Source organism: Streptococcus sp. HMSC072G04, from assembly GCF_001813295.1.
In the GTDB taxonomy this organism is placed as follows: domain Bacteria; phylum Bacillota; class Bacilli; order Lactobacillales; family Streptococcaceae; genus Streptococcus.
Genome location: NZ_KV812046.1, coordinates 91,588 through 103,512, shown reverse-complemented (window position 1 = coordinate 103,512; position 11,925 = coordinate 91,588). Strand labels below are relative to the sequence as shown.

Annotated in this window: 14 protein-coding genes; all 14 read left to right on the top strand. The window is 42.4% G+C overall.

The window, feature by feature from the left end; translation table 11 throughout:
- Window positions 1–98: 98 nt before the first annotated feature.
- Window positions 99–926, top strand: a complete 828-nt coding sequence (locus HMPREF2904_RS10470) for an amino acid ABC transporter substrate-binding protein (RefSeq protein WP_049506015.1) — start codon at window positions 99–101, stop codon at window positions 924–926.
- Between the two features lie 24 nt (window positions 927–950).
- Complete coding sequence (locus tag HMPREF2904_RS10465; RefSeq protein ID WP_023918949.1) at window positions 951–1,814, top strand: MetQ/NlpA family ABC transporter substrate-binding protein; 864 nt, start codon at window positions 951–953, stop codon at window positions 1,812–1,814.
- A gap of 72 nt (window positions 1,815–1,886) precedes the next feature.
- On the top strand, window positions 1,887–3,260 hold the full coding sequence (locus HMPREF2904_RS10460) for a M20/M25/M40 family metallo-hydrolase (RefSeq protein WP_070662631.1): 1,374 nt from the start codon (window positions 1,887–1,889) through the stop codon (window positions 3,258–3,260).
- Window positions 3,253–4,320: a methionine ABC transporter ATP-binding protein gene (locus tag HMPREF2904_RS10455; RefSeq protein ID WP_070662629.1), complete on the top strand. Its 1,068-nt coding sequence runs from the start codon at window positions 3,253–3,255 to the stop codon at window positions 4,318–4,320. The genes HMPREF2904_RS10460 and HMPREF2904_RS10455 overlap by 8 nt, the downstream gene beginning before the upstream one ends.
- Complete coding sequence (locus HMPREF2904_RS10450) at window positions 4,317–5,009, top strand: methionine ABC transporter permease (protein ID WP_003008487.1); 693 nt, start codon at window positions 4,317–4,319, stop codon at window positions 5,007–5,009. Before HMPREF2904_RS10455 ends, HMPREF2904_RS10450 begins: the two co-directional genes overlap by 4 nt.
- A 12-nt stretch (window positions 5,010–5,021) precedes the next feature.
- Window positions 5,022–5,609: an MptD family putative ECF transporter S component gene (locus HMPREF2904_RS10445; RefSeq protein ID WP_070662627.1), complete on the top strand. Its 588-nt coding sequence runs from the start codon at window positions 5,022–5,024 to the stop codon at window positions 5,607–5,609.
- Between the two features lie 125 nt (window positions 5,610–5,734).
- Window positions 5,735–5,929, top strand: coding sequence for a helix-turn-helix transcriptional regulator (locus HMPREF2904_RS10440; RefSeq protein WP_003005328.1), 195 nt, complete (start codon window positions 5,735–5,737; stop codon window positions 5,927–5,929).
- A gap of 28 nt (window positions 5,930–5,957) precedes the next feature.
- Window positions 5,958–6,440: a DUF6773 family protein gene (locus tag HMPREF2904_RS10435; protein WP_070662625.1), complete on the top strand. Its 483-nt coding sequence runs from the start codon at window positions 5,958–5,960 to the stop codon at window positions 6,438–6,440.
- 123 nt (window positions 6,441–6,563) lie between these two features.
- Window positions 6,564–6,941: a DUF6773 family protein gene (locus tag HMPREF2904_RS10430; RefSeq protein ID WP_371106553.1), complete on the top strand. Its 378-nt coding sequence runs from the start codon at window positions 6,564–6,566 to the stop codon at window positions 6,939–6,941.
- A gap of 150 nt (window positions 6,942–7,091) precedes the next feature.
- Complete coding sequence (locus tag HMPREF2904_RS10425) at window positions 7,092–8,075, top strand: oxygen-dependent tRNA uridine(34) hydroxylase TrhO (RefSeq protein ID WP_070662623.1); 984 nt, start codon at window positions 7,092–7,094, stop codon at window positions 8,073–8,075.
- A 99-nt stretch (window positions 8,076–8,174) separates the two neighbouring features.
- Window positions 8,175–9,080 carry a DUF4299 family protein gene (locus HMPREF2904_RS10420; RefSeq protein ID WP_070662620.1) on the top strand — a complete coding sequence of 302 codons (906 nt, stop codon included), beginning with the start codon at window positions 8,175–8,177 and terminating at the stop codon, window positions 9,078–9,080.
- 156 nt (window positions 9,081–9,236) lie between these two features.
- On the top strand, window positions 9,237–10,010 hold the full coding sequence (locus tag HMPREF2904_RS10415; RefSeq protein WP_070662616.1) for a nucleoside phosphorylase: 774 nt from the start codon (window positions 9,237–9,239) through the stop codon (window positions 10,008–10,010).
- 152 nt (window positions 10,011–10,162) lie between these two features.
- Entirely contained in the window at window positions 10,163–10,915 is a 753-nt protein-coding gene (locus HMPREF2904_RS10410; RefSeq protein WP_070662613.1) for an SDR family oxidoreductase, read from the top strand.
- A gap of 83 nt (window positions 10,916–10,998) precedes the next feature.
- Window positions 10,999–11,901 (top strand): carbohydrate kinase family protein, encoded by a 903-nt coding sequence (locus HMPREF2904_RS10405; RefSeq protein WP_070662610.1) that lies wholly within the window; start codon window positions 10,999–11,001, stop codon window positions 11,899–11,901.
- Window positions 11,902–11,925 lie beyond the last annotated feature (24 nt).

Sequence of the window (11,925 nt, the reverse complement as noted above, 5' to 3'; positions counted from 1 at the left end):
TAAAAAATATATATTAGGCAAGTAAATGCTTTTTTGATAAAATAAAAAAATACTTTTAGAATGGTGTTTTATGTGCCTGAAACGAATAAGGAGATCCTATGAATCTAAAAAAAATCATTAAATACTCTGCTTTAGGATTAGTTGCAGTCCTTGCAACCAGTGCTTTAGTAGCATGTTCATCTGGTAAATCAGCCAGTGGGAAGAAAACCATTGAAGTTGGGACTGTTGGAACAACAAAACCATTCTCTTACGAAGAAAAAGACGGCAAGCTAACCGGTTATGAAATCGAAGTTTTGCGTGAAATCTTCAAAGGTTCAGACAAATATGAAGTAAACTTTAACAAAACAGAGTGGTCTTCAGTCTTTGCTGGCTTAGATAGTGACCGTTTCCAAATCGGTGCCAACAACATTAGTTACTCAAAAGAGCGGGAAGAAAAATACCTCTATCCAAATCCATATGCTCGCAATCCATTAGTATTGGTCGTACCAAAAGATTCTTCTATTAAATCTTTGGATGACATTGGTGGTAAGAAAACAGAAGTTGTTCAAGGAACATCAACTGCTAAACAATTAGAAGATTACAATAAAAAACATTCAGATAATCCAACTGACTTGCAATACACAGATGGAACCATTCAAACCATCATGGCTAATCTAGCGGATGGTCGTACAGATTACAAGATCTTCGAACGGATCTCAGTAGATACTATCATTCGTGATCAAGGCTATGACAACTTGAAGGTTATCGAGCTTCCAAGCGACCAACAACCTTATGTGTATCCAATTATTGCAAAAGAAGATAAAGATCTTCAAAAATTTGTCAACAAACGTATCAAGGAACTCTATGACAATGGAACCCTTGAAAAACTGTCTAAAAAATACTTTGGTGGAGTTTATCTACCAGAAGCAAAAGATATTAAAGAATAATATTTAATTAAAGGAGACTTCAAAATGAAATTGAAAAAAATTCTTGGTTTAACAGCTCTTGCAGCTATCGCAACATTTGCTCTTGCAGCATGTGGTTCTTCAAAATCATCTAGCAAAGATGGTGAAACAACTGTAAAAGTGGGTGTTATGACTTTGAGCGACACTGAAAAAGCTCGTTGGGATCAAGTTCAAAAGAACTTGGATGACGCTAAAACAGGAATCAAATTGGAATTCACTCAATTTACAGACTACTCACAACCAAACGTGGCTGTAAAAGATGGTAGCGTGGATATCAATGCTTTCCAACACTACAACTTCCTTGATAACTGGAACTCTAAAAATGACAATGCCCTTGTTGCAGTAGCAGATACGTACATCGCTCCAATCCGTCTTTACTCTGGTACAGAAAACGGTAAAAACAAATACACTTCAATTAAAGAAATTCCTAAAGGTGGAACAATCGCTGTACCAAATGACCCAACAAATGAAAGCCGTGCCTTGTATGTCTTGCAATCAGCTGGTTTGATTAAATTGGATACCAAAGATGGTCAATTGGCAAACGTGTCAAACATTAAAGAAAATCCAAAAGATTTGAAGATTTCTGAATTGGATGCTTCACAAACACCATCTGCTCTTCCATCAGTAGATGCTGCAGTCATCAACAATACCTTCGTTCGTGAAGCAGGCGTTGATTTCAAAAAAGCTATCTATGTTGAAAAGAAAGACAACAACTCAAAACAATGGTACAACGTGATCGCTGCTAAGAAAGATTGGGAAAAATCTGATAAAGCAAAAGCAATCAAAGAAATCATCAAAGCCTATCACAAAGACAATGTGAAGAAAGTGATCGAAGAATCTTCAGAAGGAATGGACCAACCAGTCTTCTAAGATTTGATCTCAAGTGTATGAAGGAGGTGGAGAAGCAATTCTCTACCTCTTATCGTGTATTAGGAGGAATGCATGCCTTTTGCAACAGAAGCGGAACAAATCCGTAAATTTGAAAATGATGAGGTCGCACAACATTATTTTGAAGTGTTGCGAACATTGATTTCAAAAAAATCCATCTTTGCCCAACAAGTTGGTCTCAAGGAAGTGGCCAACTATTTGGGGGAAATTTTTACAGCTGCAGGAGCCAAAGTCGAAGTTGATGATAGCTACACAGCCCCTTTTGTGATTGCCAAATTTTTCTCGCCAAATCCTGAAGCCAAAACCATCATTTTTTATAACCACTATGATACGGTACCAGCTGATGGAGACCAACCTTGGACGGGAGACCCCTTCACCTTATCGGTCCATTATGGAACCATGTACGGTCGAGGGGTTGATGATGACAAGGGGCATATCACGGCTCGTCTCACAGCTCTTCGAAAATACATTCGTGAAAGTGGCGATTTGCCAGTCAATATCACCTTTATCATCGAAGGGGCAGAGGAGTCTGCATCGACTGACTTGGATAAATACTTGGCCAAACACAAGAAACACTTGCGTGGGGCAGACCTCCTAGTCTGGGAACAAGGCACACGAAATAATCAGGGTCAGTTGGAAATTTCCGGTGGTAGCAAGGGGATCGTCACCTTTGATATGGTGGTGAAGAGTGCAGAAGTGGATATTCATTCCAGCTATGGCGGTGTGGTAGACTCTGCTTCTTGGTATTTGTTAAATGCTATCGCCAGTCTTCGTGACAAAGAAGGCCGAATCTTGGTGGATGGGATTTATGATCAGATCCAAGAACCCAATGAACGCGAGCTAGCTTTGATCGAGCAATATGCCAACAAAGGACCAGAAGATGTAGCGGAAACCTATGGTCTAACCCTTCCAATCTTGAAGGAAGACCGAAAAGAATTCCTGCGCCGTTTCTATTTTGAACCAGCCCTGAATATTGAAGGTTTTGGCTCTGGTTACCAAGGACAAGGTGTTAAAACGATTCTTCCGGCAGAGGCGCGTGCCAAGATGGAGGTGCGCTTGGTTCCTGGACTGGATCCCAAGGATGTCTTAGAAAAGATCAAGCAGCAATTGAAGAAAAATGGCTATAATCAGGTCGAATTGGTCTATACTCTCGGTGAAATGAGTTACCGAAGTGATATGAGTGCCCCATCGATTTTAAATGTCATACGGCTGGCCAAAGATTTCTATAGAGAAGGAGTTTCTGTTCTTCCAACAACAGCGGGAACAGGGCCAATGCACACGGTCTTTGAGGCTTTGCAGGTGCCGATGGCAGCCTTTGGAATTGGCAATGCCAATAGCCGTGATCATGGGGGCGACGAAAATGTGAAAATCGCCGATTATTACACCCATATTGAATTGATAAAGGAGTTAATAGCAAGTTATGAGTAAAGCAATGATTCAGCTGGACCACATTGATGTGACCTTCCAGCAAAAGAAACGTCAGATCCAAGCCGTCAAAGATGTGACCATTCATATTAATGAAGGCGATATCTATGGGATTGTAGGGTATTCCGGAGCCGGGAAATCGACCTTGGTTCGGGTGATCAATCTCTTGCAAGTGCCTAGCGCCGGAACCATCACTGTGGATGGAGATGTGATTTATCAAGATCAGGTGACCCTAAAACCGGCTGCCCTTCGGGAGAAACGTCGGGATATCGGGATGATCTTCCAACACTTCAACTTGATGGCTCAAATGACTGTCGCAGAAAATGTAGCCTTTGCTCTTAAACATTCTAAATTGAACAAAGAACAAAAGAATGAGAAAGTGGCGAAATTGTTGGAATTGGTTGGTCTAGCTGACCGTGCAGAGAATTACCCAGCACAATTGTCTGGTGGGCAAAAGCAGCGGGTAGCGATTGCGCGTGCCCTTGCCAACGATCCAAAAATTTTGATCTCAGATGAGTCAACTTCAGCCTTGGATCCAAAGACGACCAAACAAATTCTAGCTTTGTTGCAAGAGTTAAACAAAAAACTTGGCTTAACCATTGTCTTGATCACCCATGAGATGCAAATTGTCAAAGATATTGCCAACCGGGTAGCTGTCATGCAAAATGGCGAACTGATTGAAGAAGGGTCTGTGTTAGATATCTTCTCGAATCCGAAAAATGCTTTGACGCAAGACTTTATCACGGTTGCAACAGGAATCGATGAAGCCATGGTGAAAATCAATCAACAAGCGATTGTGAAGAACTTGCCTGATGATTCGATTTTAGCGCATCTTAAGTATGCAGGTTCTGTGACAGATACAGCCATCATCAATGATATTTACAAGCAGTACCAAGTATCTGCCAACATTTTATTTGGGAACATCGAGATCCTTGATCACACTCCTGTCGGAGAATTGGTGGTCATCTTATCAGGTGAGACTCAAAATCTGGAAACGGCCAAAGCTGAGTTAGAAAATGCAGGAGTTTCCGTGACTATTGTGAAAGATGGGAGAAAAGCATGATCCAGTTAATTCAAACATATTTACCAAATGTCTATAAATTAGGGTGGTCTGGCCAGTATGGATGGGGAACCGCTATTTACTTGACTCTTTACATGACCGTTATTTCCTTCATTATTGGTGGATTTTTAGGTTTGGTGACAGGACTTTTGTTAGTCTTGACCCGTCCAGGTGGTGTCATCGAAAATAGAATCGTTTTCCAAATTTTGGATAAGATTACTTCCTTGTTCCGCGCCATTCCTTTCATTATCTTGTTGGCCTTTATTAATCCCTTGACCTACTTGCTCTTGAAAAATACCATTGGTCCTACAGCAGCCCTTGTTCCGCTGTCTTTGGCTGTCTTTCCATTCTTTGCCCGCCAAGTCCAAGTAGTCTTGTCCGAGTTGGATGGAGGCGTGATTGAAGCAGCACAAGCCAGTGGGGCAACCTTCTGGGATATTGTCGGTGTCTACCTTCGTGAAGGGCTTCCTGATTTGATCCGTGTGACAACAGTGACCATCATTTCCTTGATTGGAGAAACCGCCATGGCGGGTGCCGTTGGTGCTGGAGGATTAGGAACCTTGGCCATCAACTACGGGAAAAATATGTTTAACAATGATGTCATCTTTGTGGCGACCTTATTGATCCTGATTCTGATCGTTCTGGTCCAATTTATCGGGGACTTCCTTTCGAAGAAAATTAGCCACCGTTAGGATCAGTATCCAATGAATAGAATAAATGTGAATCAAATAAAACAAGTTGGAGCCTTCACTTTCCTCTATTTTCTTGCGATTGGACTGGGGGTCTTAGTTGGAAATCTGGTCGATCATCAAGGAAATATGTTTTATGCTCCTGCCTTTTCAGCCTTGTTTGGCGGGATGATCTACCGCTATTATCTAGAAAAAATAAAAGGAGTTGGATCTATCTTTATAGTTGGCTGCGTGATTGGATCCTTCTTCCTCTTTTCGCGTCACGGGGCAGGAGCCTTTTTTCCAGCCTTGATCGCCGGAAGTTTTGCGGAAATGGTCGCCTCAAGTGGTCGTTTTCGCTCGAATTTACGAAATGCTTTGTCTTTTGTCATTTTTGCCTTTGCGACGACAGGGCCCATTCTTATGATGTGGTTCTATCCAGCCAGTTACCGCATGTCTTTACTGGATCGTGGCAAATCGATAGACTATGTCAATCGGGTGATGGTATCACCAGATCTAGCGACCATCACTTGGTTTATCTTCACGGTCTTACTAGGTGCTGGTATAGGATGGGGATTATCTAACATCCTACAGCCATTACTAATAAAAAGAAGAGGAAACTAAGAAAACCTGGGAAACCAGGCTTTTTTTGTTTTGTAAAAAATATTTTTTACAAAATGCAAGATATATATTGCAAAATAGAAAATATAGTGTATAATAGAGCTATAAAAACAAGAAAGGAAAATCATGTGGCGAAAAATCTCAAATTAAAAATGGCCCGGGTCGAGCATGATATGACCCAGGGGGATCTTGCAGATGCCATTGGAGTGACGCGCCAGACCATCGGTCTGATTGAGGCGGGAAAGTATAACCCAACCCTCAGTCTCTGCCTTGCCATCTGTAAGACCTTGGATAAGACGCTGGATCAACTGTTCTGGGAGTAACAGTTTTAATAATAGAAAGAGGAAGAATATGAAACAAAAGAAAGAACAAATTGTAAAAGATGAACGGACTATGCTACTTGATGGAAAAATCGCAGGAGAACTTGTCCTTGGCATGACCTGCTTTATTGCCCTATCCGCCTTTGTGAAATCCAGTATCCTGGACTTAGACCTCGTCGCTTATCTACCTGAGATGTTCCTTCTGATTGCCATGGGAGCCTATGTCTTTGTGAGAAGGATCAGTTCAGGGATTGATGTTCGAGATATGTTAGAAAAAGATAGCTGGTTAAGTCGCCTTGGGTCAGGTCTATTCTTTGCTGTGCTTGTGACAGCTATGGATGTGATTGGAAAGAGAGAAGCAACGAGCTTTATCTTGAGTCCCAAGTATCTGGTCAAAATTCTATTAGAAATTCTCGTCTTTGCCATCCTGACAGATCTGCTTGAAAAACCACTTGCTCTTATCAATCGGAAAAAACAAGAGAAGCTAGAGGCAGAATTAGAGGATGAAGAATAAGGAGAAAGCAATGAGATTACAATTGCTGAACAAACAAATCATAGATGAACGAGAAGAAGGCTTAGCTATTAAGCTGGTGCTGAGACGGCTGGTTTTCTTTTCCTTGCCTTAACTGTTTTTAGTGTGGGATCCATTTTTACATCTAAGGTGGGGATCAGTCCAATCATGGTGGTAGTCTTACTCATCGTCTCAGGATTGTATTATTCTGTTCGTTGTCAACGATTGGGTGTGAAATTTATCAGTTATAGTTATCTAAATGTGACGGGAATTGTAGCAGTAACCTCTATTCTCTCCTTGTTCATCTGGGCTCAAAATTTTCAATTAAACCAAGCTGTCTATCAGGCAAATCCCTTCCATTCAAAATTCTTACTGGTACTACCTATTACCTTTTTACTGAATCTTCCAATTGTATGGGGAGTCAATACCCTTGTAATGCTTCTTGCAAAAGTTGAGAAAAAACGCTATGAAGCCTATCTGGATCAGTTGGAAAAGGAAGAGTAGGAAGTTGGAACCCTGGTGTCGTCGTATAAAAGTCTGGGAAACCAGGCTTTTATTTTTCAGTCAAATAAATTGCATTCGTTTTCTTGGGAGAGTATACTTGTATAGTTGAATGAAAAATTCTGATAATTTAATCTTAGAAAAGAGAATGACATGGCAAAACCTATTCGTGTATTACTTTACTATAAATATGTTCCCATCGAAAACGCAGAACAATTTGCGGCTGATCACTTGGCTTTTTGTAAATCAATCGGCCTTAAAGGTCGTATCCTAGTCGCTGACGAAGGGATCAACGGAACTGTTTCTGGTGACTACGAAATAACGCAAAAATACATGGACTACGTTCACGGCCTTCCAGGTATGGAAGACCTCTGGTTCAAGATCGATGAGGAAGAAGAGCAAGCTTTCAAGAAGATGTTTGTACGTTATAAGAAAGAGATTGTCCACCTTGGTTTAGAAGATGATAATTTCGATAATGACATCAATCCTCTTGAAACAACAGGTGCTTACTTGTCACCAAAAGAGTTTAAAGAAGCTCTTCTAGACGAAGATACAGTCGTCCTTGATACTCGTAACGACTACGAGTACGATCTTGGTCACTTCCGTGGCGCTATTCGTCCAGATATCCGCAACTTCCGTGAGTTGCCACAATGGATCCGTGATAACAAGGAAAAATTCATGGACAAGCGTGTTGTCGTCTACTGTACTGGTGGAGTCCGTTGTGAGAAATTCTCAGGTTGGATGGTACGTGAAGGTTACAAAGATGTCGGTCAATTGCACGGCGGAATCGCCACCTACGGAAAAGACCCAGAAGTTCAAGGAGAACTATGGGATGGGAAAATGTATGTCTTTGACGAGCGTATTGCAGTCGACGTCAACCATGTCGATCCAAGCGTTGTCGGAAAAGACTGGTTTGATGGAACACCATGTGAACGCTATGTCAACTGTGGAAATCCTTTCTGTAACCGTCGGATCTTGACTTCAGAAGAAAACGAAGACAAGTATCTTCGCGGATGTTCGCATGAGTGCCGGGTTCACCCTCGCAATCGTTATGTTGAAGAACACAACTTGTCACAAGCAGAAGTTCGTGAGCGTTTAGCCCTTATCGGTGAGACGCTTGATGGAGCACCTGCATAATAGAAATAAACAGTCTGAAAGCTCAGGCTGTTTTTATATGGAAATTGATTGAAAATTGTGCTATACTTTAGGTAAGCGATTTCACAAAGGAGAAAACAAATGAGTATCGTGTTTTCAATCAAAAATAAAAAGAGCTTATTTGGCTATCAGAAAGTACTCGCAGCACAGGAAGTTCTTAAATTGGTAGAAGGGTTAACAACCTACAACTATGATCCTGCCACCCTTCATCGTCCCTTAAATGATTTTGAAGGCTTGAACTGTATTGTATTTGGTAAAAGCGGTCTTCCTCTGCAGTTACGCTATTTTGATGAGGAAGAGTCTTATCAGATTCAGGTGCCCTCTTTTGCGATAGAAGAAGATTGGCAGTTGGCCCTTCGATGGCTTAGTCGCCTCGCAGAAGTACTAGGAACGGAGATTGTGGCCAGCGACGGCGTGAGCTATACTCCAGATTCTATTTTCCATTTTGATTATGAAGTCGTCATCCTAGAAACGCTGGGTAATGTGACGAAAGAAAAAGATCTAAAAGAGTTTGAAGTACAAGGCTTCGCTCATCCAGTCTATTTGGATCGGGATACAGTGCAGGAAGTCTTGAACCATGTCCATCCACTAGAAGCCTACTCTGCCTTTATCAAGAAGATTCAATATAGTGCAGCTTATTTCAGTCAAGTCCGTTTTTATCAACAGGAGGAGACAGGAGCCTTCTTAGCCAGCTATAGCTTGACAGAAGATACGGATACGGTCTTGCCCAGCGTGCCACATGTTCCTGCAGAATATGTAGAAATTGTGGGCTTAGCGGGTATCATTGATTGGCGAGTTCTATTGGTTGCGATCGATGGAGATCCGGATAAGCCAGAAAATTACCATCCAATTGGTTCTCTTGCACTGAAGAATCTATTGGCAGCGCTAGATCCAGATGAATTCCAGCTGCTAGATGCTAGTCAAATTGAAATTAAAAAATTGTCCAAAGAACGGTTGCTAGAATTAGCGCAATTGGAAAACAAGTAACAATATCGAAGTGAACTGTCCCTCCGACGTTTGATCCGAAAAATCTAACGTCTGGAAGCAGTTCTTTTTTATGCTCCTTCCTTTGATCAAAAACCAATGACTAGGCTAATTGTGGTATAATAGGGGCCTAGAAGTAGAATGAAAGAGGTGCACGAAATGCTGTTAGAAGAATTTGATGCCAATCGACAGGCGATAATCAATCCACAAGATTTACACGAACCAATTGAAGGATTTCCCAAAGTAGTCATCTCTTGCTTTTCAAGAGTAACTTTTGCGCGCCTCCTTGAGAATTATGACCACGAGGTCATTGCAAGAACCTCTATGGCTAATTTTGAAGTCGTGGTCTATGGGATCACTATTGGAGACCAACAGATTGGTGCCTTTAATGCACCAGTTGGGGCTGCTTCCTGTGTGGGGATTATAGAGGACCTGATTCAATTTGGGATGGAAAAACTGGTGCTCTTTGGGACCTGTGGGGTTTTAGACCGTGATATCGAAGCAACCTCCATTATCATTCCAACAGCTGCTCTTCGCGACGAGGGGACCAGTTACCACTATCTTCCGTCTAGTGATGAAGTGGAAGTAAATAAGAAAACCCTTCCTCTCTTCCAAGCCTTTCTGGACAGCCACAAGGTTTCCTATCAGTCAGGAAAAGTGTGGACGACAGATGCACCCTACCGAGAAACCATCGACAAGATGAAGCGACGAAAGAAAGCAGGAGCCATCTGTGTGGATATGGAATGTTCGGCAGTGGCAGCTTTAGCAGCGTATAGGGGCTTTGAGCTCTGCCATTTCTTCTATGCAGCAGACCACCTCTCGGAAGAAAAATGGGATATCCGAACCTTATCTAGTCATGAGGATTTAGATAGCAAGGATCGAATCGCGGAGTTAGCCATCCAATTTGCGCTCTTATGGGAAAAGGTAAACTAATGAAAGAAGCAATGATTGAACTGAAGGATTTTTCCTTCCAATACAAGAAGTAATTTTGCAAGAGAGGGATGGTTCATCTAGATTCTAATTCGAGACAGAACCTGATGGATCTGCTCAATCTGAATTTTTTTACAATCCATGGAGGTAATGACATGTCAGAAACGATTTTAGTAACAGGAGCTTCAGCTGGCTTTGGTCAAGCGATTTGCCGTCGCTTAGTAGCAGATGGATACCGTGTGATCGGGTCAGCTAGACGCATCGATAAATTACAGGCCCTTCAAGAAGAGTTGGGAGAAGCCTTTTATCCCCTGCAAATGGATGTGACGGATCTTTCTCAGGTAGATCATGCACTTGCCAGTTTGCCAAAAGCTTGGGAGAGAGTGGATGTTTTGGTCAATAATGCTGGCTTGGCCCTAGGCCTCGCCCCAGCTTATGAAGCAGAGGTTGCAGACTGGCTGACCATGATTCAGACTAATATTGTCGGCTTGACCTATCTGACAAGGAAAATATTGCCCCAGATGGTGGAACGAAATGATGGCTATATTATCAATTTGGGCTCTACAGCAGGGACTGTGCCTTATCCAGGGGCCAATGTTTACGGGGCATCCAAGGCTTTTGTCAAGCAATTCTCCCTCAATCTTCGGGCGGATCTAGCCGGCAAGAAGATTCGTGTCAGCAATATTGAACCCGGTCTTTGCGAAGGAACGGAGTTCTCTTCTGTTCGCTTTAAAGGAGACGAAAAACGGGTAGAAGCCCTCTATCGAGATGCCCATGCCATTCAGCCGGAAGACATTGCCAACACCGTAGCTTGGTTGATCCAACAGCCCAAGCATGTCAATGTCAATCGGATTGAAATCATGCCAGTTTCCCAAACCTTTGGCCCTCAACCCGTTTATCGTGATTAAAAAGAGAAGCAACCAAACCACAAGGAGTTGGTTGTTTTTTATGTTTCCTCTGGTATAATAGAAGGCAAAGTAAGGAGAAAAAGATGACAGCTGCGTTAGTTATTGGTTCTACAGTTTGTGATGTGATGATTTACTTGGATCGTTTGCCAAGTCGTGAAGGAGATGCCCATATTGATCACCAGCAATGGTCTGTGGGAGGTTGTGCCTTTAATGTCGTTAATATCCTTCATTTTTTGTCGCAACCCTACCAGTTTGTCTCGCCAGTCGGTTCTGGAATATATGGTGATTTTATTCGGAGAGAGCTGAAACAATTAGGGATTTCCTCTAGCATCTCATTAGAAGGGGCCAATGGTTGCTGTTACTGCTTTGTAGAGTCTGATGGTGAAAGGACCTTCTTATCGGACCACGGAGTGGAGTATAGCTTCCAAGCAGAGTGGCTAAAAGACATCGAGACAGATCGATTTGATTATATCTACTTGTGTGGCCTTGAAGTTGAGGAGCCAACCGGTCTTGCATTGGTGCAGTCTGTTTCGCAACTAGAAGGCCAGGTGATTTTCGCACCTGGGCCACGCGGACTCTTGATTCCAAAGGATCGACTGGAAGCAATTTATGATCTGCATCCAATTCTCCATGTTAATGAGGCTGAAGCACTGGCTTTTTCAGGGTGTAGAGAGATCCAGCCAGCCATCGAACACTTGTATCAGAGAACGGGGCAATTGGTCATTGTCACCTTGGGTGAAAACGGAGCGGTTGCCTATGATGGCAACTGGTATGAGGCAGACGGTTTTCCAACAGAAGTCGTCGATACAGTAGGCGCTGGAGATAGCCATGTGGGAGCCTTCATATCCGCTCGTTTAGAAGGCTTAGATATCACGCAAGCCTTAAGATTTGCCAACAAAGTCTCTAGCCAGATTGTTGCAAGTAAGGGCGTTCATCTGACAAAAGAGCAGCAAGAAGCCCTACGAACAGAATTGAAACAAAAATAAAAAAGAGAGTGGGACAGAAATCGG